The following is a 26,641-nucleotide window of genomic DNA, read 5'->3' as shown; positions in this document are numbered from 1 at the left end:
AGCTATTTCGGTGGAAAAGTCATGCGTATGACGGTACCCGCACCAGAAGTGCTTTCCACCTCTATGATGCCGCCATGCGCTAATACGAGCTGTTTAGCGATCGCCATGCCGAGGCCGGTTCCTTGCCCGTTTTCCTCCGTATTCGTCCCCCGGTAATACCGTTCGAACAGCAGATCGGCAGTTTCCTTGTCCATGCCTAGCCCATTGTCACGTACACAAATGACAAATCCACCTTCGGTTGGTGCTGACAATGAGATATTCACAGCTGTGCCGGGCGGATTGTGCAGAACGGCATTAGCAACGATATTATCAATGATCCGCCGAAACCATCCGTGATCAATCGGATAAGTCAGTGTTCGCGCCATTCTGATGAAGGAGACCTTGGCATCCGAAAATCGGGGGTCTTGCAGCAGCTGCATCACTGTACGCTCCATGAATGCGTTCATCTCGACCTTTTCGAAGGTGAGGGGCTGGACCTCGTTTTTCAACCGGTAGGTAATGCTTAAATCCCCGATCAGCACATCCATATAAGCCGCCTTTTCCTTCATGATGGCGGCGAATTCGCGCACCTCCTCACGAGTCCAATCATAGGCATCCGTTTCCAGCATGTGTGCATACCCAACGATGGAGGACAACGGCGTTTTCAAGTCGTGCGTTACTCCGGCAATCCATTCCTCGCGCGTTTTTTCCACCCTCATTCTTAGATCGTCATTTCGCTTAAGCGTATCGGACAACCGGGACAGAGAGCTGAACATCTCTGTGAACAACCGGTATTGTCTTTTTATTTTCCAGTCCTTTCGAAGGCTCCGCGGCCGGCCGGTACGATCAGTCGGTTCCTTGTAGTCGCCGTTCGCCAAATGATGCAGCCAATTCATCATATGAAGGACAGGCGTACCGAATCGGTGCGCATATGCGAAAGCAAGAACGACAAAAACAAGCAGGACAACTGCAAGCAAGCCGGCAAAGCCGAATATCATGACAGCCTCAATTGAACCGAATAATCCATGCTGTGCACCATTGGTTTGTGGTATATGGAGCACCCATGTTTGCGCTGTGCGCTCGTTGAAAAAGGATGATAATTTGGTTGCGTACCGATCAGCATATTCAGACCGCAAAATAAAATCCTGCACACTATAAGAGGCAGGTGCTCCTTCCGGCTTGCCGAAAGAGGAGAGCTCTTTCATCTCGCTGTCAAGCAGTTGGAGCCAACCGCCGCTTTCCTTGATCTCGCGCTGTAAGTTATCCGGCAGCTGAATCGTTCCGGCACCTGGCTGTGCCGATTCGGCCACTTTTTGCACGAGCAGGGAGCCTGTATCTTTAACCCCATACAGCAGCGTATAAGGGATGCCGCCTTTCATTTCGATCCAAATGTACAGCGAATATGGAAATGGCCGCTTGCCTAACCAGAAGGCAGCCAATTCGCCGCCGTTGTAACGATTGGGCACATCATCCGGCGTAAAATGCGATGAAGTAACGGTACCGTGCTCGTCTAACGTCTGTAGCCAGCCGCCGCTGTCATTTACTTTGGCAAGCAGCGCAGGATCGAATGACATCTGTCCGTCCTTGATTTCCAGTGAATCGACGAGCAGCTGTAGGCCCGAGCTAGTGAAGCTGCGGTTCATATCGAGCTGGGCCAATCGTATTAGCATAAAGAATAACGCAACAACCATAAGTGCAAGAGCAATAAGGCCAACGATCGCGAATTGGCCGACAAACTGGGTGATCAGCCGTTTTTTGATGCTCTGCATCGGTTTGCGGCTCGCAGCAGGCATGAGCGGAACACTTTCTTCTGATCTATTATCCGTTATAATCGTTTGTTCACGGCTCACGGGCGTCACCTCTGCGCACAAGTTTATAGCCCAGACCACGCACGGTCAGCAAAAGCTCTGGCTCTGACGGATTGCGTTCGATTCGTTCACGAATCCGGTGAATATGCACCATAACGGTATTGTCGTCACTAAGACTGTCTTGACCCCATACACGTTCGTACAACGTTTTTTTACTGAACATGCGGTTCGGGTTTTTGCATAAAAAAAGCAATAATTGGAACACCTGAGCAGGGCAGTCTAGTGGTACTCCTTCAACCCTGAGCTCACCGGCGCTTTCATCGACCTGGAAGCGTCCGAAATCATAAATAACGGATGCGGAAAGGACGGAAGAGGCTTGCCGCTGATAACGGCGCAGATGGGCTTTGATCCTGGCAACCACCTCAAGGGGGTTGAACGGCTTGACGATATAATCGTCTCCGCCGACGGCGAAGCCCGTCAGCTTATCAAAGTCGGTCGTCCGCGCTGTAATAAAAAAGATTGGGGCATCGGTTGTAGCGCGAATAAATGGACAAATGTCGAACCCGCTTTGACCGGGCAGCATCACATCGAGCAGGATAAAATCATAGGTCTTGCTTCGGCATGCCGCGAGAGCACCTTCCGCCGAGGTTTCCGTATCGACATGAGTGAATCCCTCTTTGGCCAGCACCGTTTGGAGCATCCGAAGAATGGACGGTTCGTCATCCACAAGCAGCAGCTTGGCATCGTTCATCATTCGTTTCACTCCCCATTATAGGTAAATGTCAAACATCAAAAGATTATGTATAAGTGAATTGTTCTGGTTATATTGTATCATCGTTTTCTTACGCGAAATCAAACGGAATCTTAACGGAGCCTTAACGAATATTATGCAAATCCTTTGCATCAGGCCGCGCTGCCCCCGATACACTTCACAGATTTTCAACCGCCAGCTTCTACTCTGCATGGGAGGCCAGCCAAAAGTAAGGTAATCATAAGGCTAGGTTTCGTTTCGCGAAAGCTTGATGTATTACGATAATAGGGCGAGATGAGAAAAAGCGCAATAAAGCAAAGGAGCGATTGGCGATGAAGAAATGGATGTGGATCGTCATTATTGTCTTCGTATTGATTGTGGCCGCGGTTGGCCTGGTCATCGGGACAGCCATATGGATGACCAAGCCGGATGCCGAATATGTATGGAAGTTTGTCCAGAAGCATCCTGAGAAAGCATCGGTTACGTATGTCAGGAATGGTGAGATAATGGCTCAAACTGAGCCGGACCGAGTGATGCCGCTGGCCAGCACCGTCAAAATTATCGTTGCGATCGAATACGCGAAACAGGCGGCTGCAGGGACAGTAAGCCCGGATGAATCGGTGAAACTCAAACAATTAGAACCGTATTATTTGGCGAATTTGGATGGAGGTGCCCATCCTTCCTGGCTTAGTGAGATGGAAAGCAAACAATTGGTGAAGGACGGAGCCGTGCCTCTGGAGGAAGTCGCAAAAGGGATGATCGTGTTTAGCTCGAATGCGAATACGGAGTACTTAATGGAGAAGCTCGGTTTGGCCAACATCAATCGGAATCTTGGAGAGCTGGGCTTGAATCATCACGAGCCACTGTATCCATTCGTTTCCAGCTTGCTAATTCCTTATGAGCTTATGCAGAGCTACAAGGGATTGGGGAAGAAGGAAGCACTCGTCAGAGCCAAAGCGGAGCTGGCAGGCATGCCAGCCGAGATGTTGCGGACAAAGGCAGCCGACATTCATGAGAAGCTAAAATGGGACGATGATGGCGTATATAAGCGACAAGCAAACATCGTGGACTGGTATGACGGGGAGCTGGACCGTATGAATTCGGATAAGCTCATTGGAGCAACTACAGCCGAGTATGCCGGCTTGCTGGCCAAAATTAACGGCCGCAATGTTTTTGCCCCGGCTATACAGAAACATCTGCAAACGGTTCTGGAAGGGCTCATGCAAAATCCGGCCAACCGTTTGTGGCTTGAACATGCCGGGAGTAAAGGCGGTTCTACAGCCTTCGTGCTGACGCAAGCGATTTATGCGACCGATAAGGAGGGGAACCGGACGGAGCTCGCTATATTCTTTAACGATCTGGATAAGATGCAAATGGAAAAGCTGTCCTCCAGCTTGAATGTATTCGGACAGAAGCTGCTTCAGGACGCCGAATTCCGCGATAAAGCTGCTCCAGGTATGGATAGCAGACCCTGATAGACATTTGCAGAGGGCCTCACCTATACACACGCAGTGATGAGGGTCTTATCGTATTATTATGTAGTCACAGGGAATTATTTGAAAATATGCAAGGGTACACAGCATGGAAAAAAGCCTCTATCCCTTGGATGGCTTCGTCTAAGTATGACGATCCAGGGATAGAGGCTTCAAGCTAGCTGTACTGACGTTAAGTAATTATGAAGTTAAGAAATTAGGGAAAATACCGCAGCATTCACTTACAAATATTGATATCCAGGCAAGGTCAGGAAATCTACGAATTCCGAGTCTGTGGTCATCTTGGCGAATAAGCTGCTCGCCAGCTCGAACTTGCCTTTATTGAAAGCTTCCTCTCCCCAAGCCTGCTTGATGTTCTCAAGCTCCTCCTGAAGAATTTGCTCGAATAGCTCAACGGTCACTTTTCTCCCGTCCTCGAGCACGCCCTTAGGATGACGAATCCATTGCCACACCTGGGCTCTGGAAATTTCCGCCGTTGCCGCGTCCTCCATGAGGTTGTTGATCGGAACTGCGCCATTGCCTCTAAGCCAAGCTTCTACATATTGAATGCCGACGCTTACGTTAAGCCGCAAACCTGTTTCTGTAATCGGACCAGTAGGCACCTCTAACAAATTGGCGGCTGTAATTACCACATCGTCCAGCTGCTTGCCGACCTGATTGGGTTCCGGCATGATTTCATTAAATACTTTCAAGGCAACAGGAACGAGACCTGGATGGGCAACCCATGTTCCGTCATGACCATTAGTCGCTTCACGCAGCTTATCGGCATGTACTTTATTCATTGCTTCTTCGTTTGCTGCCGGATTATTCTTAATAGGAATCTGTGCAGCCATACCGCCAATGCAATGTGCAGCACGTTTATGGCAGGTTTGGATCGCGAGAAGTGAGTAAGCCTTCATGAAAGGGGAGGTCATAGTGACCAAGCCGCGATCCGGCAAAATAACATCAGGCTGGTTGCGAAGCTTCTTAATGTAGCTGAAAATATAGTCCCAGCGTCCGCAGTTCAATGCAGCAATATGCTCGCGCAGCTCATACAAGATTTCGTCCATTTCAAACGAACCAAGAATAGTTTCGATCAATACTGTAACTTTGATGCTTCCTTGCGGAATGCCTAACGCTTCCTGGGCATAGACGAACACATCATTCCATAAGCGGGCTTCCAGATGGCTTTCCAGCTTCGGAAGGTAGAAGTAAGGGCCGCTGCCGTTTCTCAACAGCTGCTTCGCGTTATGAAAAAAGTACAAGCCGAAATCAAATAAGCTGGCCGATACCGGTTGACCATCCAGCTGCAGATGCTTTTCTTCCAAATGCCAGCCGCGGGGCCTTGCAATCAGCACAGCAACCTCATCATTCAGCTTGTAGGTTTTCCCTTCAGGGCTGACAAAGTCAATGGAACGGAGAATGGCATCACGCAGATTGATTTGTCCTTGTACAGAATTCTCCCAGGTAGGCGAGTTGGCATCTTCAAAATCAGGCATAAACACTTTAGCGCCGGAATTGAGAGCGTTGATAACCATCTTCCGGTCTCCGGCAGGTCCGGTAATCTCGACTCTGCGGTCCTGCAGATCCTGCGGCACCTTGGCTACCTTCCAGTTACCCGAGCGGATCGCTGCGGTTTCAGGGAGAAAATCGGGCAGCTCTCCGGCATCGATTTTTGCTTGTCTTTCGGCTCTCTTTTGCAGCAGTTCCTTACGAACCGGGCCAAACTTACGCTGTAGGGCGGATACAAATTCCAATGCATCCGGGGTCAAAATTTCCTGAAATGCCGGGTTAAGTTTTCCTTTAATTTCAATACGCATCGATTCAACACCCTCTCAAGTCTGTTTTGTGCAGATTACATTCCTTGTTGAACAAAATCCAAGCTTTAAGCGGTAATAACAGGGTTGCGCAAAACGCCGATTTCTTCAATGATACAAGAGATTTCGTCGCCTTTTTTCATAAAGTCTGCACCTGACGGCGATCCGGATAAAATAACGTCACCCGGCTGCAAAGTCATAACGCGAGATAGATAAGAGATAAGGAAAGGGATGTTTAAAATAATCAAATCAAGACCGCTGTCCTGCTTCATAACTCCGTTGTGAACAGCCTGTACTCGTATGGAGTCCAGTTGAAGCTCCGTTTCAATGTAAGGGCCGAGAGGTGTAAAGGTGTCGAATGATTTACCTACCATCCAATGACCATTAGGATGAAAAAATTGCGATGCCGTTACATCGTTAGCTATGGTATAGCCGAATACGTAATCCAATGCATCCTGCTCAGAAATATGGCGCGCAGTTTTACCGATAATAACCGCCAGCTCCGATTCGAATTTAACTTCCTCTATGCCGGCAGGAATGACGATAGGCTCTTCGGAACCGATGACCGAGCTTAGGGATTTATAGAAAAATACAGGAATTTGCGGAGGCTGCTCCGGCTTGACGCCCCCCTGAACTATGTAGTTGCTTCCAACTCCAATAACCGAACGCGGCTCCAATGGAGAGAGCAGGGTCACATTATTTAACTGGTTGGAGGGACCGGTATAGGTCCAGCCGTTAAACAGATCGCCTTCGATTTCATACAGGGTTTCCTCCCTGAGGACAGCGCTTTTTATTAAACCTGTCTGTTTCTCCTGATAGCGGGCGAATTTCATCGGTTCATCATCTCCCTTTAGTTAATGAAATTTAAGTTCAATATAATGAACTAAGTTCAATAAAATCGTATAATAAATATATCACCATCAATATGTGGGGTCAATATGAAGACAAAGAATGTTTTTAGAATAAAAGGACCTCTAATTCCGTATTGCCAGTGGAATTAGAAGTCCTTCTGAGGCAGCACCAGCGTTATTCAAGTTCGCTTGCGGCATTCGTGCTGAAGGAGAGCTTGTTCGCGAGGCTAAGGATGAGCTTCAGAGCCTGTTCACGCTTCTCCTCCCAATTATGCAGAGGCATAGAGAAGCTGATCGCGGCTATCATCTTATTGCCTGATTGGTAGACGGGCACGGCAATACAATTGAAGCCCATAACCCCTTCCTGGAGGTCAAGGGCATAGCCTTGCTGCCGAATAGCAGCAAGCTGCCTGAACAGCTCCTGCTTGGTCTTTAATGTAAAAGGAGTCAGGCTTGACAAGGAATCCTCAGAATAGAGCAGCCCAAGCTGGGATTCATCGAGGGATGATAGCAGCATTTTGCCAAGCCCTGTCGCATGGGCGGGCAGCCGCGTGCCTGGGCCCGATACCATCTGCACAAGAGAGGGGGCCGCTTCCTTGGCCATATAAACAATTTCATTCCCCTCTAAGCTTGCAAGCTGTATCGATTCATTGACCTCCCGCATATAAGAAGGAGCTTCCTTGCGGAAAGCATCGATCAAATCGAACTGCCGGAAGAAGGCGCTGCCCATCATTCCAAAATGCATGCCGAGGGTGTAAGTATCGGAACGATCGCGGGCCAGCCAATGGAGGGCTTCCATAGTTTGCAGCAGAGAGAACATAGAGCTCTTGCTAATGTCGAGCCGCTTGCATAAATCTGTCAGCTTCAGTTGGCCGGGCTCTTCAGCCACAAGCCGTGTGACTGCGTGCGCTTTTTCTAATGCCGGCACCCAATATTTTTTATCCATTAAAGTCCCATCCATTTCTCTGTGCTTCTATATTAAATAGTGAAATTAGTTCATTATAGTGTACCGATATCTTATCATCACCTTTTAATCCTAGTCAAACCATGCACTTTTGCGGCTTGATCGCTTAGGACAAAAAGTGTCTCTGTTATGCCGTTTAGCTCAATGCTAACATGAGACCAGCAAGGCAGTGGTGAGCAAGCTTATAAATTTTTTGGGAGGAAATGTCCAATGAAACTCATTTATGATCATCGTGATGCCTCGATTTGTTTTGGTGTCGAGCAGCTTAAGAAAAGCTTGGTTCGTCAAGGCAGTTATTTTATTGAGCAATTTAATGGACAAGGAACGGTAGTGCTGCCTGTGAGTGGTATTATCATTCAGAAAGTGCATACGCCAAGAAACCAGTCACCCCGTTATGAAGATCAAGCGTATCGTATTTATCGTTCCGGGGAGCGTATTCATATAGAAGGCTCGGATTCGCGGGGAGTCATGTATGGCTGTTTGGAATGGGCAGAACGGCTGGCACGCGGGGCCACGCTTGATGATGGAGCCGAGATCAGCAATAAGCCGGCGCTTGGCATACGCGGGATTAAATATAATCTTCCTTATGCTCCGTTCGATGATGGAGATCCGTTCGTACGTAATTTAGAGACTTGTATGGATATGGAGTATTGGCGTGCCTTTATCGATATGCTGGCATTGAACCGCTATAATTGTCTCAGCTTATGGTCGGAGCATCCGTATCATCTAATGGTGGTATCCTCGAAATTTCGCGCAGCGAATCCGTTCAGTGATGTAGAGATTGATCGGAATATCCGTTTTTTTCGTGAATTATTCCGGTATGCGGCAAATCGAGGCATTGATGTTTATTTATTCACGTGGAATATACGCCTGACTCCTGAGGTGGCTAAGGGATTGGGCTTGCCTGAGAATGTAGGGGATTACGGCAATATGTACGATGATCTGATTCATCGGGTAGGATTGCCACTCAATCGCTACCGCGGACAGTCTGAAGTGATTCGAGACTATATCCGCGAAATGGTGCTGCAACTATTGCTAACCTACCCAGAGCTTAAGGGGCTTGGCACCTCTGCCAGTGAATGGATGGACGGTACTGGTTACGAACGAGAACAGTGGATTGTCGACACTTATGTAGAAGCTATCAAGCAATCGGGAAGGGAAATCCCGTTTATCCATCGTACGAATATGCAGAATGCAGGTAAGGAAATTAAAGAGATGGTGCAGACTCAGTTCGATCCGTCGCAGTTCTACATCAGCTGGAAATATTCCAATGCCCACTGTTATTCGCATCCCCAGCCTCAGTTTGAGAAGCTGTGGAATGCATGGAACGGAATTGATCTATCCACCACTCAGGTGTTATTTACGGTTCGCAATGACGATGTATTTACTCACCGTTGGGGTGATCCGGACTACGTGCGTTCGTATGTGTTGGGGATGCAGAAGCCTTATGTAAAAGGCTTCTATTGGGGAGCGGACGGCTATATCTGGGGAAGTGATTTTCAACATGTTGATCACGGGCATAAAACATGGAAGTATGATTTTGAACGGCATTTATTTCAGTTCCAGCTATGGGGGCGGCTTTCCTACGATCCACAGACCAATGATGAGACATGGACGCATTTACAGGAGGGTCATTATGGACCGGAGCATGCTCCCGTTTTTCTGGATGGGCTGAGGAAGGCTTCACGCATAATTCCTGCTTTGAATCGGTTATTCTGGATCGATTATGACTTTCAATGGCATGCGGAGAGCTGCTTGTCTCAAGTAAGCGGCTTTAAAACGATACTGGATTTTGTAGAAGCAGTCCCGATGCCGGGAGTTGGAGTGATGGGCTTGCCTGAATTTGCTCAAGCAGAAGCAGAGGGAAGGATTAACGAAGTGATGCTTCAATATGAAGAAGCTCCGACTGATATTTTGCAAATACTGGAAGAGTCTTCCGCGGCCGCGGAACAAGCGGCTCAGCAGCTGGATTCAAGCCTTGGAGAATGGAAGGGCGGTCATGCGGAATGCACGCTGCATGATTTGAAATCCTATGCTGCGATGGGGCGCTATTACTGGTGTAAGTTTGGTGCGGCTTTGGAGTTGAACAGATACAAGCACACGGGTGATGTTACCCATAAGGAGCGGGCAGTAGCATTGCTGGAGGAAGCTTGCGGCCATTGGGATAGGCTTGGCTACTTGTGGAGCTTGCATAACAAGCCCTACTATATGGCAAGGGTGAAGCATACCTTCGGGTATCCGTATTATGCCGATGATGTGCGCAGAGATGTTGAATTGGCCAGACTCGTATAAGCAGAGGATTCCTGTGGTAGTTACTTGCAAAAAGAAAATATACGTTTTAGCTTGGAGATGAACTATAGGCAACAACAAAAACAACTTTGGCAGGCTGCCAAGGTTGTTTTTGTTGTTGAAGATGCAGTTACAGTTACTGCATCTAAGGTGCAGCCTCGACGATTGCATAGGGGTCATAATGATCGTATTTTTACCAATCATGGTCCATACAATCGTCGGCATCCGTTCTAGATGCAGTTAAGTGCATCTATGCCGTTTACAGCTGGGTTAGGATGTTTTATATACAATCCTCAAGGCAACTTCCAATTCTAAGGTATTGCCTGGCTGAATACCGCGAACACCGGTTACTTCTGCCGGTTGATCTATATTCGGGGCATTAGTAACCCAAGTATAGGGCTCCAGACAAATGAAATCATGGGCTTCACCCTTTGTATAAATAACCCATTGCTTAAAGAGGTCAGACCCGCTGTAACGAATTTCGACGTCATCTCTGGATAAAATTGCGATGCAAGGATTGTCTCCAACCTGGAAGACGGTGTCCATGTCATGGCCGTTCAGCGCATCTCCTTCGATCAAAGCATCATAACGGCCTAGCGGAATAATCTCGCCTGTCGGGATATTTTGCTCATCCAATTCCCAAATTCCGCTGACCGGCAGCTGCAGCTTCCAGCTTTCCGGTTTACCGTCCAGCAGAAACCATGTATGCAGACCATAGCCGAACGGAGCTGTTTCTGTTCCTCTATTCGTAGCCTTCAGCGAGTGAATCAGCTCACTGCCATCAAGTGTATAAGTTACTTCTAATTCCAGCGCATGCGGGTATTGCCGTTGTACATTAACATCATCGTTCAAATTGAATGAGGATGTAATGAACAGCTTGCCATCCTCTGATACACCAGCCTGAGTCACCGTCCAAGACTGCTGCCTGATAACGCCATGGATATGGTTCCCGGTATTTTGCTGGGTAATGTCGAATTGATAATTGCGTCCGTCAAATTGGAAATTTCCTTTGCGAATCCGATTAGGTGGCATTAGAATCGGCGTTCCATACTGAACAAATTGTTCAGTCATCGCAGTTGGACTTTCGGGTGTGCGAAGCAGCTCCCGCTGCAATTTTTTATCCCAAATGCTGTAAACATTGTTGCCAATAGCAGGGCAAATGGAGACGATCAGTTGATCGTTTTCCAGAATGTAAGCCGGAGTTCCCTGCCAATCAATTTGTTTAGCCATAAGTTTGGGCTCCTTTGTAGGGCTGTATTTTTAAATTCCATAATTAACCTAACAGCTGCGCTCCTATTGTAACAAAAGGAGCGCAGCTGTGTCATCAGGTAAAAAGGCGAGGCTCCATAATAACAAGCGAGCCTGGTTGGTTTTATACGCAGTACTATGTGCCGAAATCAATATTAGGGTAAACGTATTGTGTTTTAGCCGGTTCCGCTTTGGCTACCTTTTCTACTTTTAGCAGCATGATGTCCATGTCGTTGAATTTTGTTTTTTGAATCGTGCCTGTAACGGTTACCCATGAATCGTCAGCAAAATTTTTGGCGCGGTCATATTCCACAAGGACTCCAAATGGCGAGGCATCCGCGGAGCAGCATTGAATAGAGAAACGGCCGACGACGAACTGGTTATCCTTCATATCCTCTTGACGGTATACAAATCCGGTTAACTCCAGCTTTTTCCCGATAAATTGATCCAAATATAAGTCGAGGGTAGTCAGCGTTTCGATATACATGTTTTCTTTGACCGGAATGACTCCGGATTTGTACAATTCCTTGGCATATTTAGCATAATGCTCGGTGAATCTGTCCGACGGGAACATGGCATCTTGATTCCCTGAAGAGGAAGGAGCAGTCTTTCCGGCTGAATCTCCGGGCGTTACAGCAGCTCCCGGTGTAGCAGCAGAGCCTGTCGTTCCAGAGCCATTGCTTGAACCGGCGCCTCCTGATGATGGAGCTGCCGGGTTAGGAACAGGTGCTGACGGCGCCGTGGAGGACGCTTCCTTTTTCACATTGCTCGAGCTGCTCAAGTTCATTCCTTTCTTAGCCGCAAGACTGCTGCCCATCGATGTATCGGGGAGAAGAAAGCCAAGCAGCAACGGAAAGAAAAACAACCCGTAGATGACCGTGTTTTTGAGCAAGGATGCGGAGGGAGTATGATCATGATCACAATCGCAAGCAGCGGCAGAGCCGAAGAGCGCCCGAATAGCCTGGTACACCTGATACACGGCAATGGCGTAAAAAGCGACAGCGGACCATTTGACATAATCAACCATTCGCGGAGCAATATAAAACAAGATGTTATCTGTTCTGACCAGATGGACTATGTACATGGCAAAGCCAAACAGGATGGAAGCTTTGATAAAATGATGCAAGCTATAAATACGCGGACTCACAACAGCACGCTCCTTTTTATATGAGTAGGTTATGCAAAAAATATTCGTTCAAACAAAAGGGAGCAGACTAACACTACAACGATCACTAACCCGGATAACGCCAAAACAAACTTGGTACGGAAGGTGGACAGCAGCATTAGTAAGCTTTTAATATCGAGCATCGGTCCAAAAACAAGAAACGTCAGTAGAGAGCCTGTAGTAAAGGTTGAGCCGAAGGAAGAGGCTACGAACGCGTCCGAAGTAGAGCACAAGGATAAAATAAAAGCAAAGCCCATCATAAATAAATGTGATCCAAGGGCGCCTTGCCCGATGGAAACGAGACTTTCCCGATCAACTAGCGTTTGAATAACGGCTGTAATGAAGGCCCCGAACATCAAATATTTACCCATGTCAAAAAATTCATCGGAAGCGTGCCCGAGCACTCCGAACAATCGTCCGGTAAAGCCGGAATGGCTATGATCGTGATGATGAATATGCTGATGAGTTTGCTGCTTATTGTTGGTGCTGGGATCAGCCTCATGCTGGTCTACTTGCTGCGGCTTGCTTTCTGTCAAATGTGCTTGATGGTGGTCATGATCTGTGTGATTATGGTGTCCGTGGTTGTGATTGTGATTGTGATTGTGATCATGACTGTGGTGTCCATGCTGTTCTGTCAGTCCAAGTGAAAGTGTTCCGCGTAAAGGACTGAATTTGAAATACCGGTAAATGATTAATCCGATTACAATGGCAACGATAAAAGCTAGGGCCATACGGGAGTAAGCAATTTCCGGGCGGGTGCGGAAGGCCATGAAGGTGGACGCATAAACAACCGGGTTAATAATGGGTCCAACCAGTATAAAAACAATTGCCACATAAAGAGGCATGCCTTTACGCAGCAATCTTCGGATTACCGGAATCATACCGCATTCGCACAATGGAAATATAATACCGACCAGGCAGGCGAACAAAATCCCCAGAAGCGGGTTTTTCGGCACCAGCCTGCGTATCGTTTGCTCAGAAACAAACATTTGGAGCAAGGCCGATACGAGCACCCCAAGCAGAATGAAAGGGAAGGCTTCGAGAATGATACTTAAAAATAATGTTTTAAAGTTTTGGAGATTGTCGCTGTTTATAAAAGTTAAAGTAGGCTGCTGCTTTTGAGTAAAAATAAGGAATAATAGAACAAGGCAAATGAGTGCTAGTACATTGGTAGTTATGCGTTGGACTTTCGAATGCAATGGACATTTCCCCTCCCGTATTCGTAATTATTATTATAGCTTATGTCAAAAAGTACGTACATAGGACATGCAGAACGAAAAAAAACGCCCAAGCCTGGATGAAGGCACGAGCGGCTTATAGTCGAATTGACAGAACGGACGGCATTGATTATGATAATAAAACAAACAAGCAATGACAGGAACAAGTAAACGATGGCGATTCTTTCAGAGAGCCGGTGGCAGCTGAGAACCGGTAGATAGCTTACGTCGAATGGATCCTTGAGCTGACGGTTGAACGATGCGTGCGGGAGACGTTGTCATAACATGACTACGGCTTAACACGACGGGTCTAATGCCGCTCCGGGGGCTCCCCGTTACAGGAGCTTAAGGTTTTTTGCCGCGATAGATGTCCGGCGGAAAATGAAATAGGGTGGCACCACGGTCCTTCGTCCCTTTGGCGGAGGCTTTTTTGCGTTCGAAAAAGCTTGTTTAAATCCTTTAAACCCCCTTTACCCTTTTAAAACCTTAGTGTTGAAAGCTGTGTGAGTTCCGGGAGAAGGGATGTGCTGCGGCCGCTGTTGAAAACGGGTTATCTGATTGGACTCGATTAAGGTAATAACCCGTTTTCAAAGGCGGCACGTAAACTCTCCGCACATTCCCTTGCTCCCTCCACTCACACTTTTCAACGCTGGGGAAGGGCTTCAGGCGAGATTCGCAGGCTTTCTCGCAGGGCTGCACGTTTTTCAAACGAAAAAAGTGGGATATTACTAGAGAGCAAGAGCGTAAGGGCGTAAGGGCGTAAGGGCATAAGGGCGTAAGGGCGTAAGGGCATAAGGGAATAAGGGCGTAAGGGCGTAAGAGAGCAAGAGCGTAAGAGCGTAAGAGCGTAAGTGCGTAAGTGCGTAAGTGCGTAAGAGCATAAGGACGTAAGGGCAGTAAGCGCACAAGAGTCGGAGAGAGAAAGAGCAAAAATAAAAATATAAGATAATGGAGGAAACAAAAAATGAAAAGAGTACTATCCGGCATGCAGCCAAGCGGACAGCTAACATTAGGCAATTATATTGGGGCATTGAAAAATTTCACTGAGCTGCAGCATACACATGATTGTTATTTTATGGTGGTCGATCTGCACGCGATTACAGTTCCGCAGGAGCCGGCTGCACTTCGTGAGCAAAGCGAGGCCGTTGCGGCGTTGTACATCGCGGCGGGCATTGATCCGTCCAAGGCGAACGTTTTTCTGCAATCCCACGTACGGCAGCATGCAGAGTTAGGATGGTTGTTCACCACGCTTACTTACATGGGTGAGCTGGAGCGAATGACACAATTTAAAGATAAGTCTGCTGGCAAAGATTCGGTTGGAGCAGGTCTGTTCACGTATCCTTCCCTAATGGCCGCAGACATATTATTGTACAATGCCGATTTAGTTCCCGTTGGTGATGACCAGAAGCAGCATTTGGAGCTGACTCGTGATTTGGCCCACCGGTTTAATCAACGTTTTGGGGATACTTATACGATTCCGGAGCCTTATATCCCTCAAGTAGGTGCTCGAGTTATGTCATTGGACGATGCCTCCAACAAGATGAGCAAGAGCAATCCGAACCAAGGCAGCTTTATAACCATGCTGGATGCACCGGATGTTATTCGCAAAAAAATCAGCCGTGCCGTTACCGATTCCGGACGTGAAGTAAAGTTCGATCCTCAAAATAAGCCGGAAGTCAGCAATTTAATCAGTATTTACGCACAATGCTCGAAAAAACCTGTTGCCGAGATAGAAGCTATGTATGATGGGCAAGGCTATGGGCCGTTCAAAAAGGATTTAGCGGAGCAGGTAGTAGGACTGCTTGAGCCTATTCAAGAACGGTATCGTGATATTCGCGCTTCAGGAGAGCTTCACAGCATACTGCGTGAGGGTGCGGAACGTGCTTCAGTGCAAGCAGAGAAGATGCTTCGTGCTACAAAAGAAAAGATGGGATTTTTAGTGTTATAAGTTGTTGCCTAATTGAGTTGTAATCCATACTTTTAGGACACCATAGCAACGATAGGAACAGCGAAGCTCGCTAGCGCTAGGATGTTACACTACGATAGTATCTCTTCCCAAGTAGCGCAAAGAAGTAGTATTGGCCTGACTTCAGGTAAGGTTCTTCACTGGTAAGAATGAGGCGACGGAGCAGAGTGTATTTCTGTCAATGGGTAGAGATAACATACAGGAACAGAGAGTTCCGTTATTCGATCAACCGCGTCTAATTTAGGGCCTTAGCGGAAGTCGCAGTTCCTTTATTTAGTGGAAAATGGGTGTATCGCTAACAAAACGGACCGATAACGGAAGCAGTTCTTCCCTTATCGGTCCATTTTGCTGTGCTTTTCGGTCATAGCGGAAGGATTGCTTCCTCTATGACCTCTCTACTCGCTTCCTTTATTGCTTTCGCTCCCTTGGTACAGCAACAGCTGCCTTCCCTTTACCAAGACAAATGTTTCGCTCCCGGATTCAGCTTGAACGATCGAATACGCTTGTCTCCTGATGCGGGCAGTAATAGCTTCGCTTGTACAAGACGATGAAGCAGTGTTCGTGCATGGCGGTCAGAGATTCCGATATACTTGGACACATCTAATGGTGTTAAAAGCTCTTGTTTACGTAACATGAGGCGGATAATCTGCTGTTCTTTCGGCGACAAGGACAACTGCTGCGCTCCTTCGGCAAACCAGATGCCAAGGAATTGCTGGATAAGCTGCTGACAAAGCCGCGGTTGCTCTGCAACGTCATCATAAGAGAAACGAATGATTCGCCAACCGTCAATCACCAGATGGTTTTGGCGCATGAGCTGATCTGCAAATTGCCAGCGTGACACATCCCGGCTGTGGGGACCGTAACCATCGATTTCGATGCATAGCTGCAAAGGAGAACGGAGATAGGCAAAATCGAGATACCGTGTGCCGTCTTTAAAATCATGTACCTCATATTCCGGATGCAGATAATCGAAATTGCCGATCGCTGGCCACCAAACATGCTCCAAAAATGAGCGCTCCGCATGTCCATGCCCTTCTTGTAAGCGGCGAAGATATTCACTGAACGCTCTTCTGCTTGTTTTCGAATAAATAACCCATATTCTTTTTTGAACAATTTCACTAACCCCTCCCTATGAGATAGCAGCTGCAAAAATTGAAAAAGCCACTCTATCCCCATCAATAATGGGAACGAGCGGCGTGTTCTTCACGACGTAAATGTATGACCTGACTTAAAATTAATAATATCCTATAAGTGAACTAGCTTCAACTATTATACAACGCGAGCAATCCCGGGCGCGCGTTGAGGTGTTGTATGGTGGTCGGTCGAACCCCACGAAATAATATTACTGTAAACTCATAGAACAAAAACTTTTAGAATGGCTCAGCTCAACCTGGATAGACTCGTTCGGCCTTAAGCGGAGCTAACTGTCTTTAGTTGAACTTGGGTGTTAGTTGAACTTGGGTCTTAGTTTGAACTTAGGTCTTAGTTTGAACTTAGGTCTTAGTTTGAACTTAGGTCTTAGTTTGAACTTAGGTCTTAGTTTGAACTTGGGTCTATTTGAACTTTGATCTTATTGAACGGGTCCTTAGTTGAACTAGACCGAACTAGAGGCTATTGAAAGCTTTAACCGCCGTTCCGCCTTCTTAGCTTAGCCTTAACAATGAAGCCGAAGCCGATGAACGATATAGACAGTATGGAAAACAGCAGTACCAGCCACACGTTTCCTATGCTGATTGAATAGCTTATACAGGCTAAGAGCGCAGTGCCGCAAATGGCAAATAAGAGAGCGAGTCCTTTGTTCATAGGGGTTGTCCACCTTTTTAATCGAGTATTTGAAAATATAAAAAAACATTTTTCAGAATGTGCGTATACTTTTTTCTCTACGTCACATAATAAGTTTGCAAGCTTGCAAATACATCAAAGATATTCATTCAGATTGAAAGGAGTGCTGATCATCATGGCACAAGGACAATCCCGCAGCAGTAATGTATTGGTGGTTCCACAAGCAGCTTCAGCTCTAGACCAACTAAAATATGAGGTAGCTCAAGAGTTGGGTATACAAATTCCACAAGATGGTTATTACGGTTATATGGCTACTCGTGACACAGGTGCAATCGGTGGTCACATTACTCGCCGTCTGGTGCAAATTGCGGAGCAATCACTTGCAGGCGGCCAACGCTAGTTATCGTAACGTAAGCTTCATCATAGAAGCTCAAGGAGAAATCCTTGGGCTTTTTGAGTTGAAGAGGACCATAAGTTATGCCATGCCATAAGGAAAGGGCTGCCTCAACAGCCCATCATTCATTCTATAGAAACACAGTTGTTTTCGTGATCTCACAAATTGACGCGAAGCTTTTTACTCAAACGAGAATCGTTTACCCAACCAACGTAAGAATCAAGCGGCATTAGATCGTTATCGAGCAGCAGTACGGCGACAAAAGGATATTGCTTCCGGTGACGGTAGCGCACATCCGCCCAATATACCTCGTATCCCCAGTCATGACTGCGCAATTCGGCACAGGCAAATGAGCTCAGGTAGAGAAATGCCGCGACATCCGTATGCTCCTTGGAAGCTTCCACAGCTGGATGAACAGCGGATGTTACTTCATCCACCCATTTGATCCGGCTGAATTTATATTCTCCCAATACGTAGTGATCATTCGGTTTTCTTTTAACAATTTGCCAAACACTCAAGTGAAACGTGGGAATCAAATAATAGCGATCGCCTGGTTCATAGTTGAAATCCTTCTGATATAGCCTCGATTCCAGATAATAATGATACCATGATCTCCATATATAATATACCGCCAAAAAACCATAAAGGATAGGGAATAAAAGCTCAGGACGGACTAGGTGGACAGACCACATGAAAATAGCTACGATATGGGAAAGAAAAATAATGGGATCAAAGATATGGATGATGTTCCAAGAGATCCATTTTTCCGACAATGGCCGCATCGCCTGAGTACCATAAGTGTTAAAGAGGTCTGTAAATACATGAAAAGTTACGGCAACAAATACCCACAAAGCAACATGCCTCAATGGCAGCTCTCCAAACCCCAGCATTAAAGCGATTGTAATCAATGCCGTCCATAGTGCCAATGCAGGCAAGGAATGGGATAGGCCACGGTGATTTTTGATATAAGAAGCGTTGCTTTTTAAGCGAAGAAGGGTATCGACATCGGGTATTTGCGATCCGATAACCGTTCCGATCAGAACGGCGGTGGAAACCGTAGGGTCTGCTGCAACGATGGGATCGATGTAAGCCAAGCCGGCCAAACCGAATCCGATCACAAGATGTGTTCCGCTGTCCATGGGGGGTCCTCCTGAGAACTCTGCTTCAGCAAAGTTTACTTCGTAAGCATCTGCCTGGTTTTCGATTAGGAAAACTAACTTCGCAAGGAATTTACCAATTTGCTTTTTAAACATAGTAACAGTTTATCATTTTCTTCTTGAAAATTCTTCTGCAAAATAAAGTAATAGGAGCGAAAAATGATGTCTATAACCTTTATCGAATATCAAGTATTACCAGAGCATAGGTCAGCTTATTCGCATTGGATCAAGCAGGTGAGGGCGAATTACCCTGAGCTTGAAGTTTATGAAGGGACGGATCAGCCCGGTTTATTCGTAGAGCTCTGGAAGGGACAGTCTCATGAGGATTTTGGGAAGCTGAAAGAAGCTCGTGTTAATCGATCCATTAAGGTGGAAAATGAGCAGCCGGAAAAGGGGAAGTTCGACAAAAATGATTGGAATCAGCTGCATAATTGGACTTCAGGTGGAGCAGCGAAAATCCATATTTGGCATTTTGGGAAAGTAAGATAGTCCATAATCTAAGATAATTATATCCATGGTAAGTTTCTTCCAATCGCGGTAATCTTACAATAGCCTTATAAACGATACGGCCATTGCTAACAAAAGAGAGCTTTCAATCGCGAAAGCACGCGGAGGAGAACGGATGGAGAGAGAGAATATTTTCAGGAATCATATTAAAAGAAACCGATGGTCTTACTTGATAGGCTTTGCATTATTGTCCATATCCAGTTTGCTCCAATTGTTTATTCCTTTATTGTTGGGACAATTTACAGACAAATTGCAAGGTTCGACATTGACGTACAAGGAAACGATTACATTTGGATTATGGATGGCTGCGGTTGGATTGGGTGTTGCCTTTTTTCGATCGACGAGCCGAATTTACCTGTTTCGTTTATCACGGATACTTGAGACGCGAGTAAGGGGAGAGCTGTTCACTCATTGGGAGAAGCTATCGGCGCAATACTTCAACAATCAGCGTATTGGCGACCTCATGTCGCATGCGATTAGTGATGTCGGTGTTGTCCGAGAGGTGACAATGCAGGGGTATTTCAACATCATGGAAGCTATAATGCTGATTATCATTTCTGTGGTGGCCATGGTTTATTCAGTGAATCCTATGTTGACGCTGCTAACGATGCTTCCGCTGCCGTTACTCAGTATATTGGCATACCGGTTTAATAAAAGGATGCAAAAACAGTCCACGGATGTACAGGCTGCAGTTTCCGACTTAACCAGCCGAGTTCAGGAATTTACAGCAGGCATTCGTGTTGTAAAAGCGTTCGTGCAGGAGAAAGAGGAGCGGAAGCTCTTTACTAAAGATAATCAGCATGCTGTGAATATGAACCGTATATTTGCCAGATCCAACTCGATGTTCAGTTCGCTCAGTACAGGGATAGTAGGCTTTAGCTTCCTGGTTTCCATTGTGCTGGGTGGGGTTATGGTTTTGAAAAATATTATTACGCTTGGAGAATTTGTTGCTTTTAATACGTATCTTTCGTTGCTGATGGGACCTATCGAAAACTTGGGCAAAGTAGTTAACCTGCTGCAGCGCGGGAAGGCTTCCGAGGTTCGTCTTATGGAAATTTTTCGAACTCAGCCCGAGGTTGTTGATGATGTAGTCGCTAACCAGGAAATTGAACAAATTGATGGTGATATTGAAATTCGCAATCTGACCTTTTCTTATCCTGAAGCAGACCGGCCAACCCTGAGAGATATTTCTTTGAAGGTGCCCAAGGGCAGCAGCTTAGCTATCGTTGGACGGATTGGCAGTGGTAAAAGCACATTGGTGCACTTGTTGGTTCGGATGTATAACCCTCCTGAGGGAACGGTATTTTTGGATGGACACGATATACATGAGATTCCTTTGCGGACATTGCGAGGGCAAATCGGGATCGTACCCCAGGATCAGTTTCTGTTCTCCTCGACCATTCGCGATAACATCGGATTTGACCCGAACCCTTATACGGACGACCAAGTCATTGAAGCATCGAAGGTCGCCCAGGTTTATGACAATATCCTTGAGTTTCCGGAACAGTTCGATACCGCTTTGGGTGAACGGGGGATCTCGTTGTCAGGAGGGCAGCGCCAGCGTGTCAGTATTGCACGGGCTATTATCAAACGGCCTTCGATATTAATTTTTGACGACAGCCTGTCGGCGGTGGATACAATAACGGAGGATTTGATCCTCGAAGGCTTGCAATCGGTAATGAACAAGCGTACGACAATCATTATCGGACATCGTGTATCCTCGGTTCAAGCAGCAGATCAGATCATCGTAATGGATGAAGGCAAAATCGTCGAGCGAGGTACGCATGAGCAGCTTATTCGCCGCAACGGAATATATGCCGATATGTATCATAAGCAATTGCTGGATCAGGAAGCGGAACGGCAGGATGGACAGGACCATGAGCCTCTGACGCAAGTACGAGCTATGCAGGGGGGAGCGGGCGCATGAATATTCATATAGAAAAAGACGTTAAGAAATATAAGGACTCGCAGCTGCTATTGCGGCTGTTAGGATATGCCAAGCCTTATTGGAAAATGATCGTTTTATGTATTGCGATGGCTTTTCTGGTCGTTGTGGCCGATCTAGCCAGACCTTATTTAATTAAAGTAGCGATAGACGGGCATATTAATGGGCTCAATAAGCCAATGCTGGCCGTAGAAAGCAGTAATGGGAAGAAGCTGGAATCCTATGGAACTTCAACCTCGTGGGATCAATACGAATATGTCAGACTCGAACCTGAGGCTGTTGAACAAGGCGGCTTTCCGGCTGGGGCGGAAAAGCGGCAAATAGTTAAGCTAGAGAACAAGGAGTACATGATTTCCGGCTGGCTGCCTTCTCAGCAATCGATACTGAAGCTATCGGAATCTGGAGGTAAACCGCTTATCACGGCGGAGGGTCAGAGCTTTGAAGCGGTAGCGCTTGACGAGCAAGCATCGGAGCTTTTTCGCAAGCAGGATTATACCGGTTTCTTAACGCTAGGGATTTTATTTTTATTGACGGTTATCACAGCGGCGATACTTAGCTATTTGCAAAGCAACCTGCTGCAATATACGGGCCAGACCATTATTTTCAACATACGTGAGCAGTTATTCAAACATCTAAGTCGCATGCCGATGTCCTATTTTGACCGTAATCCGGTTGGACGGCTGGTAGTGCGCGTTACACAGGACACAGAGGCATTGAACCAATTGTACTCCCAAGTCGTTGTCAATCTGGTGAAGGATGTCATCGTGCTTATCGGGATTATCATTATTATGCTGCAGTTGAATTTGAAGCTGGCGTTTCTATCGTTCGCAGTTATCCCATTTCTGGCTGTACTGACTTTCTGGTACCGCAGCGTAATTAGGGAGGCACAGCGTACTGCCCGAGTTATTTTATCACGGTTAAATTCCTTTCTTGCTGAAAATTTATCTGGAATCCGTATCACTCAGCTCTTTATTCGAGAAGAACGGCAGCAGGAGCAATTCGACAATCATAATACGCAATACTACCGTGCAGGAATGCGCGGAACTGTGATCAACTCGATCTTTCAGCCTGCAATTGGTTTTCTTGGCAACCTTGCTATAGCTCTACTGCTATGGTATGGAGGTGGCAGCGTTATAGATGGAGGCATTACCTTCGGTGTTGTGTATGCTTTCACTCACTATGTCAGACAGTTTTTCCAGCCTTTGATGAGCTTGGCGGAAAAGTATAACCAAATCCAAACCTCGATGGTCGGTGCGGAACGGATCTTCGATATGCTGGATGAGAAATCTACAGTTAATGATGCCGTTAATCCCAAGAGCTTGCCTAAGCAGGTCCGTGGGGAAATTACATTCGACCATGTCTGGTTTGCGTATAATAAGGAAGATTGGGTGTTGAAGGATGTGAGCTTCACGATCCAGCCCGGTCAGACTATAGCCTTCGTTGGTGCGACAGGAGCAGGAAAGAGCTCTATCATTCAGTTGATTAACCGCTTCTATGATATACAAAAAGGCAGTATTAAGCTCGACGGGATCGATATACGCGATATTCCATTAGATGAGCTGCGGAGATGCATCAGTATCGTGCAGCAGGATGTATTCCTGTTCACGGGGGATATTTCCTCGAATATCCGGTTGAACAACCATGATATTACTGAAGCTCAGGTAGAAGAAGCGGCGAAGATGGTAAACATCGACGAGTTCGTTAAGCATTTGCCGCAAGGATATCAAACACCGCTCGGTGAGCGTGGAGTCAATCTGTCGCTTGGACAGCGCCAGCTGCTTTCATTTGCCCGGGCGATTGCGTTCCGTCCGGAAATTCTCATCCTCGATGAGGCGACCTCCAACATTGATACGGAAACCGAGCTGGTTGTTCAAGAAGCTCTGCATAACATATCGAAGGGACGGACCACGCTTATCGTAGCTCACCGGCTGTCGACGATTCAGCATGCTGATCAAATCATCGTCATGCACAAGGGGAAATTGCGAGAGATCGGTAACCACTTCCAGCTCCTGGCTCAGCGAGGTTATTATTATCGCTTGTATGAGCTTCAGTATAAGGAACAGAAGCCTATGCCTGCGGCTAAGTGATGATGTGAAGGTTGGATTATTTATTATTGTGTGGTGTCATATTTTTTGAGAAAATTTTAATAAATATTGAGAAAATAATTTCATAAATGTTGATAAATGAATAATTATTCACTCTTATGCATTGTGGTTGTGAATCGTCAAGCAGAATGAGATAGCAGTCAAAACGATTGAGACAAAAAACCTAATAAAATCCACATCGTATTTGGGGCTGTTTCATAAATATTGAGATAGCCCCTTATTTGTCGCATTTTTGACACATTTTTAATTGGAGTGATAGATTGAACTCTTGGAATGATGTTATGTTTGTAGTAGTAGTTCAGGCCGTTGACGGCGGGACCCAGCACCCCTTAACGTCAATTTTACGTGCATAAATCTCTTTATGTAAACGTTGTTGTCTTCTAAAATAAACGAAAAGAAACGAGGCTGCTATCTATCTCAATGTAGCCTCGTTTCTTTTGGTCTCTTAGAAACTCACTTCAATTCTATAATTGTTTTCCTGGCTTTCTCTAGACACATAGAAAGATATGTTAGTACCATCGATGGTAAGATTCTTAGTACCTGTATTTTTGAATGCTTTAAGGTCAACTCCGCGTATATTTTGTAACAAGATCTCTGTGAAATGCGGGAGAGGCACGCCTTTATCCTTCTCAATAATTTCTGTAATTAAGGAGACCACTTCCAATTCATTCTTTCCGAGTATGAAATCGAGTTTGACGCTTTTAGGTAAAATCCGACTACTACTACTAGAGTTAAGTTTTTGATAGTCCGAAAGTTCTAGTACTTCTTCCCCCTTATCATAAACGATGTAATAAATGTGTTCATTAGGGCTCACCTTGTACTCTCGCTCAAGTACATCAAACCCTTTATCTACAAACAATTGTTTTATTCTTTCTATGGAACTTGGCTCTTTATGAACAAGCTCATCTTGTCTTTCTATTATGTACTCAGAATGGGTAGAGATATCAATACTGTTCGTATTTGCATCCCATGACACACTGAAGTTACTGATTTGAGCGATGTCGCGAAGCTTAAAATAATTATTGCCATTAATATTATAAGCAGTTAGATCAATCTCTTTATCATTAACAAACAGTCCTGAAGTGGTCATTGTTGCTTCCTTCATTTCAGTTACGGTGGAAACCGTTAATTCTCCACCAACTTTTGAATAAGGCTGATTTAAGGTAATGTTGATGCTTCCTTTGTCTGCATCATAATTCACGTTAAAATTCTTCTCCGTCGAATTAACGGCCGTTGCAATGTCACGGAGCTTGAAGTAGTTGTTTCCATTAATATTATAAGCTTCAAGCGTAATCACCTTGCCGTTTACCCTAAGCTTTGAATCAGTTGAATAAACTGAGGGGTGAATCGGATTGGCGATTAATCCGTATTTTTTTCCGATTCCAACTTTCATTAATTTTGAGCTCAAGGGATAAATTTCATCGTATGCATTTTTAAACTCATATAAGAGTTTACCGATATTGCTAATGAGTTGATATTTGTTATTTTTATTTACAATAGCTATACCTTCTTGGAAATCTTGAGCTTTATCGTAGGATGCGGTAATAACGGCTTTGCCCGTCTTGTCGATAAATCCATATTTACCGCCACCAATTCCAAATTTCCATCCAATATTGACCAATGCAAAGCCATCTTTGAAATTATTCTGAAAATCATAACGTGGATCAATAACAAACTGTCCTTTTTTATCGATAAATCCATACTTGCCATGAAGTTCTGCTTGGGCCAATCCATCGCTAAATTCAAAGACACCATCGAAGACAGGATCGATCACGATTTGTCCCGTTTCATTGATAAATCCCCATTTTCCGTCCTTTTTGATTCTAGCTAATCCTTCATTTAATTTTCCGATCTTCTCGTAGACGGGTTCTGCTATTGTGTTGCCATTATTATCGATTAGGCCTAGTTTGTAGTAACTGCTGGCTTCATTTGAGTAAACTTCAATCACATTATCACTGAATTTTTCAATTTTATTATACGAAGCCTCCCTGATGACAGCACCAGTATGGTCAATCATGAAGCCTTGTCCACCTTCTGCAACGAAAGCGAGTCCATTGGTAAAGTCTGTTGCATAATCATAGATCGGCTGAATGACCATTTTTCCAGAAGTATCAATGTATCCATGCTTATAATCTTTATTTACATGAGCCAAGCCTTCACTAAAATTGTCCACGTTCAAATACTTAGGTTCAATGACAATCGAACCTGTTTTATCAATGAACCCCATCTTGCCACGCACAGTAACTCCGGCAAAGCCTTCTTTAAAGTCTTTTGCAGATTCAAAGGTGGGTTCAATGGCAACTTTACCATTAATGTCAAGAAAGCCATATCTATTGTCTTGATTTATAAGTGCTAATCCTTCGCTTAAATTACCCATATACGTGTATTTTGGGCTAACAACGATCTGACCTGTTTTGTCAATAAGTCCCCATTTACCTTCCTTCTTAACCACCATGTAATCGTTACTATAAATACTTATGGAATCATACTGAGGTACAACAATTTCAATTTCTGCTGCCTGAGCAAGCGTAGAATGCATAAAATTAATCAAAATAATACCTAAAGCTACAAATATTAATTTTAATTTTTTCACTGATATTGTCTCCATCTCTTTGAGTGTGATGCTACCGTCGTGGTTCATATCTATTCCGATGTCGGATCCGGGAACTGATAATTTCCTCGCCTGTCCCGGCCTCAGCGGCCTTCAACGGAACGATCGATCCCCAATACAAGCAATGCCACTGCTGATGCAAGTGAAGCAATTGTTCGTATTGTTGAATTTCTTTTATTCATTCATTCTGCCTCCCTCCGAATAATAAGTTGGCCTCATTTCATAATGCTATCTAAACTCTTATTCGAAATCTGTACAATTTCTCCTTCTTTTTCGACAAAATTTTCCTAAAGAGCGGTCTTAAGAAGCCCATAAGAATTTAGTTGATTCTGCGTTGCTACCGCTCACTCTGTGCCGGCTCCCATCCGAAAGTATATCTAAGAAGCGCACAGCTTGACCGTCTTCGCCTGATGAGCCGACTTGCTTCTGGTACTTGTCCACATCCGGAACGTACAGTCGAGGTAGCCTGAACAGTCTAACACTTTATTTTTTCACTTTGTCGTTGATATATGTGTTTTTATGTTGCTAGTCTAAAACATATTTCTCAAAAGCTGACGATTCTTAGACTCGAAAACCGCGTCAAATCAACATCTACAGTCTAATACTTTATTTT

General features: G+C 45.6%; 19 protein-coding genes and 1 other annotated feature. Of the genes, 7 read left to right on the top strand and 12 right to left on the bottom strand.

The features are described from left to right. Nucleotides 1-2: 2 nt before the first annotated feature. Together ACFQ0C_RS19755 and ACFQ0C_RS19750 are read right to left on the bottom strand one after the other, a co-directional pair. On the bottom strand, nt 3-1,829 hold the full coding sequence (locus tag ACFQ0C_RS19755; RefSeq protein WP_379368745.1) for a sensor histidine kinase: 1,827 nt from the start codon (nt 1,827-1,829) through the stop codon (nt 3-5). Then, a complete protein-coding gene (locus tag ACFQ0C_RS19750; protein WP_379368853.1) occupies nt 1,819-2,538 on the bottom strand; it encodes a response regulator transcription factor in 720 nt (239 codons plus the stop codon). The genes ACFQ0C_RS19755 and ACFQ0C_RS19750 overlap by 11 nt, the downstream gene beginning before the upstream one ends. Before the next feature lie 332 nt (nt 2,539-2,870). Between ACFQ0C_RS19750 and ACFQ0C_RS19745 the strand changes: the two genes are divergently transcribed. Further along, entirely contained in the window at nt 2,871-4,013 is a 1,143-nt protein-coding gene (locus tag ACFQ0C_RS19745; protein ID WP_379368743.1) for a serine hydrolase, read from the top strand. 239 nt (nt 4,014-4,252) lie between these two features. On the opposite strand, the gene aceB is transcribed toward ACFQ0C_RS19745, so the two are convergent. From aceB to ACFQ0C_RS19730, 3 genes are all read right to left on the bottom strand, one after another. Continuing rightward, nucleotides 4,253-5,830: a malate synthase A gene (gene aceB / locus ACFQ0C_RS19740; protein WP_379368741.1), complete on the bottom strand. Its 1,578-nt coding sequence runs from the start codon at nt 5,828-5,830 to the stop codon at nt 4,253-4,255. A gap of 65 nt (nt 5,831-5,895) precedes the next feature. Continuing rightward, entirely contained in the window at nt 5,896-6,660 is a 765-nt protein-coding gene (locus ACFQ0C_RS19735; RefSeq protein ID WP_379368739.1) for a fumarylacetoacetate hydrolase family protein, read from the bottom strand. Nucleotides 6,661-6,853: 193 nt separating this feature from the next. Then, nucleotides 6,854-7,624 (bottom strand): IclR family transcriptional regulator, encoded by a 771-nt coding sequence (locus ACFQ0C_RS19730; RefSeq protein ID WP_379368737.1) that lies wholly within the window; start codon nt 7,622-7,624, stop codon nt 6,854-6,856. Nucleotides 7,625-7,852: 228 nt separating this feature from the next. On the opposite strand from ACFQ0C_RS19730, the gene ACFQ0C_RS19725 reads away from it, so the two are divergent. After that, on the top strand, nt 7,853-9,934 hold the full coding sequence (locus ACFQ0C_RS19725; protein ID WP_379368735.1) for a hypothetical protein: 2,082 nt from the start codon (nt 7,853-7,855) through the stop codon (nt 9,932-9,934). Nucleotides 9,935-10,201: 267 nt separating this feature from the next. Here the strand turns inward: ACFQ0C_RS19725 and ACFQ0C_RS19720 are convergent, their stop codons facing one another. The 3 genes from ACFQ0C_RS19720 to ACFQ0C_RS19710 all read right to left on the bottom strand — a co-directional run bounded on the left by ACFQ0C_RS19720 (nt 10,202) and on the right by ACFQ0C_RS19710 (nt 13,543). Beyond that, nucleotides 10,202-11,161, bottom strand: a complete 960-nt coding sequence (locus ACFQ0C_RS19720; RefSeq protein WP_379368733.1) for an aldose 1-epimerase — start codon at nt 11,159-11,161, stop codon at nt 10,202-10,204. 154 nt (nt 11,162-11,315) lie between these two features. Continuing rightward, a complete protein-coding gene (locus tag ACFQ0C_RS19715; RefSeq protein WP_379368731.1) occupies nt 11,316-12,326 on the bottom strand; it encodes a TIGR03943 family putative permease subunit in 1,011 nt (336 codons plus the stop codon). 29 nt (nt 12,327-12,355) lie between these two features. After that, nucleotides 12,356-13,543, bottom strand: a complete 1,188-nt coding sequence (locus ACFQ0C_RS19710) for a permease (protein WP_379368729.1) — start codon at nt 13,541-13,543, stop codon at nt 12,356-12,358. A 163-nt stretch (nt 13,544-13,706) separates the two neighbouring features. After that, nucleotides 13,707-13,979 (top strand) — a binding site (T-box leader). A gap of 546 nt (nt 13,980-14,525) precedes the next feature. On the opposite strand from ACFQ0C_RS19710, the gene trpS reads away from it, so the two are divergent. After that, entirely contained in the window at nt 14,526-15,509 is a 984-nt protein-coding gene (gene trpS, locus ACFQ0C_RS19705) for a tryptophan--tRNA ligase (RefSeq protein WP_258214418.1), read from the top strand. Between the two features lie 469 nt (nt 15,510-15,978). Here trpS and ACFQ0C_RS19700 read toward each other — a convergent pair whose 3' ends face one another. Continuing rightward, on the bottom strand, nt 15,979-16,533 hold the full coding sequence (locus ACFQ0C_RS19700; RefSeq protein ID WP_379368726.1) for a DNA-binding response regulator: 555 nt from the start codon (nt 16,531-16,533) through the stop codon (nt 15,979-15,981). 617 nt (nt 16,534-17,150) lie between these two features. Continuing rightward, complete coding sequence (locus ACFQ0C_RS19695; protein ID WP_258214417.1) at nt 17,151-17,330, bottom strand: DUF5325 family protein; 180 nt, start codon at nt 17,328-17,330, stop codon at nt 17,151-17,153. Nucleotides 17,331-17,484: 154 nt separating this feature from the next. Here ACFQ0C_RS19695 and ACFQ0C_RS19690 point away from each other — a divergent pair, with 154 nt between their 5' ends. Then, nucleotides 17,485-17,709, top strand: a complete 225-nt coding sequence (locus ACFQ0C_RS19690; protein ID WP_171654000.1) for an alpha/beta-type small acid-soluble spore protein — start codon at nt 17,485-17,487, stop codon at nt 17,707-17,709. 152 nt (nt 17,710-17,861) lie between these two features. On the opposite strand, the gene ACFQ0C_RS19685 is transcribed toward ACFQ0C_RS19690, so the two are convergent. Beyond that, nucleotides 17,862-18,842, bottom strand: coding sequence for a metal-dependent hydrolase (locus ACFQ0C_RS19685; RefSeq protein WP_379368724.1), 981 nt, complete (start codon nt 18,840-18,842; stop codon nt 17,862-17,864). A gap of 177 nt (nt 18,843-19,019) precedes the next feature. On the opposite strand from ACFQ0C_RS19685, the gene ACFQ0C_RS19680 reads away from it, so the two are divergent. The 3 genes from ACFQ0C_RS19680 (at nt 19,020) to ACFQ0C_RS19670 (ending at nt 23,399) form a co-directional block, all read left to right on the top strand. Then, the gene (locus ACFQ0C_RS19680) at nt 19,020-19,349 is read left to right on the top strand and encodes a hypothetical protein (protein ID WP_379368722.1); all 330 of its coding nucleotides are present in this window, start codon (nt 19,020-19,022) and stop codon (nt 19,347-19,349) included. Between the two features lie 133 nt (nt 19,350-19,482). After that, a complete protein-coding gene (locus ACFQ0C_RS19675; RefSeq protein ID WP_258214414.1) occupies nt 19,483-21,294 on the top strand; it encodes an ABC transporter ATP-binding protein in 1,812 nt (603 codons plus the stop codon). Beyond that, entirely contained in the window at nt 21,291-23,399 is a 2,109-nt protein-coding gene (locus ACFQ0C_RS19670) for an ABC transporter ATP-binding protein (protein ID WP_379368720.1), read from the top strand. Before ACFQ0C_RS19675 ends, ACFQ0C_RS19670 begins: the two co-directional genes overlap by 4 nt. 463 nt (nt 23,400-23,862) lie before the next feature. On the opposite strand, the gene ACFQ0C_RS19665 is transcribed toward ACFQ0C_RS19670, so the two are convergent. Beyond that, nucleotides 23,863-26,010 carry a WG repeat-containing protein gene (locus ACFQ0C_RS19665; RefSeq protein ID WP_379368718.1) on the bottom strand — a complete coding sequence of 716 codons (2,148 nt, stop codon included), beginning with the start codon at nt 26,008-26,010 and terminating at the stop codon, nt 23,863-23,865. Nucleotides 26,011-26,641 lie beyond the last annotated feature (631 nt).

Source organism: Paenibacillus sp. GCM10027630, assembly GCF_042676305.1.
Taxonomy (GTDB): Bacteria; Bacillota; Bacilli; order Paenibacillales; family NBRC-103111; genus Paenibacillus_S.
The sequence above is the reverse complement of the archived record's forward strand: the minus strand, read 5'-3'. Positions and strand labels throughout refer to the sequence as shown.

What these genes read in the sequence shown, in the direction of transcription:
- ACFQ0C_RS19750 (WP_379368853.1), bottom strand. Translation starts at nt 2,538, where the DNA reads ATGAACGATGCCAAGCTGCTGCTTGTGGATGACGAACCGTCCATTCTT.
- ACFQ0C_RS19745 (WP_379368743.1), top strand. Translation starts at nt 2,871, where the DNA reads ATGAAGAAATGGATGTGGATCGTCATTATTGTCTTCGTATTGATTGTG.
- aceB (WP_379368741.1), bottom strand. Translation starts at nt 5,830, where the DNA reads ATGCGTATTGAAATTAAAGGAAAACTTAACCCGGCATTTCAGGAAATT.
- ACFQ0C_RS19735 (WP_379368739.1), bottom strand. Translation starts at nt 6,660, where the DNA reads ATGAAATTCGCCCGCTATCAGGAGAAACAGACAGGTTTAATAAAAAGC.
- ACFQ0C_RS19730 (WP_379368737.1), bottom strand. Translation starts at nt 7,624, where the DNA reads ATGGATAAAAAATATTGGGTGCCGGCATTAGAAAAAGCGCACGCAGTC.
- ACFQ0C_RS19725 (WP_379368735.1), top strand. Translation starts at nt 7,853, where the DNA reads ATGAAACTCATTTATGATCATCGTGATGCCTCGATTTGTTTTGGTGTC.
- ACFQ0C_RS19720 (WP_379368733.1), bottom strand. Translation starts at nt 11,161, where the DNA reads ATGGCTAAACAAATTGATTGGCAGGGAACTCCGGCTTACATTCTGGAA.
- trpS (WP_258214418.1), top strand. Translation starts at nt 14,526, where the DNA reads ATGAAAAGAGTACTATCCGGCATGCAGCCAAGCGGACAGCTAACATTA.
- ACFQ0C_RS19695 (WP_258214417.1), bottom strand. Translation starts at nt 17,330, where the DNA reads ATGAACAAAGGACTCGCTCTCTTATTTGCCATTTGCGGCACTGCGCTC.
- ACFQ0C_RS19690 (WP_171654000.1), top strand. Translation starts at nt 17,485, where the DNA reads ATGGCACAAGGACAATCCCGCAGCAGTAATGTATTGGTGGTTCCACAA.
- ACFQ0C_RS19685 (WP_379368724.1), bottom strand. Translation starts at nt 18,842, where the DNA reads ATGGACAGCGGAACACATCTTGTGATCGGATTCGGTTTGGCCGGCTTG.
- ACFQ0C_RS19680 (WP_379368722.1), top strand. Translation starts at nt 19,020, where the DNA reads ATGATGTCTATAACCTTTATCGAATATCAAGTATTACCAGAGCATAGG.
- ACFQ0C_RS19675 (WP_258214414.1), top strand. Translation starts at nt 19,483, where the DNA reads ATGGAGAGAGAGAATATTTTCAGGAATCATATTAAAAGAAACCGATGG.
- ACFQ0C_RS19670 (WP_379368720.1), top strand. Translation starts at nt 21,291, where the DNA reads ATGAATATTCATATAGAAAAAGACGTTAAGAAATATAAGGACTCGCAG.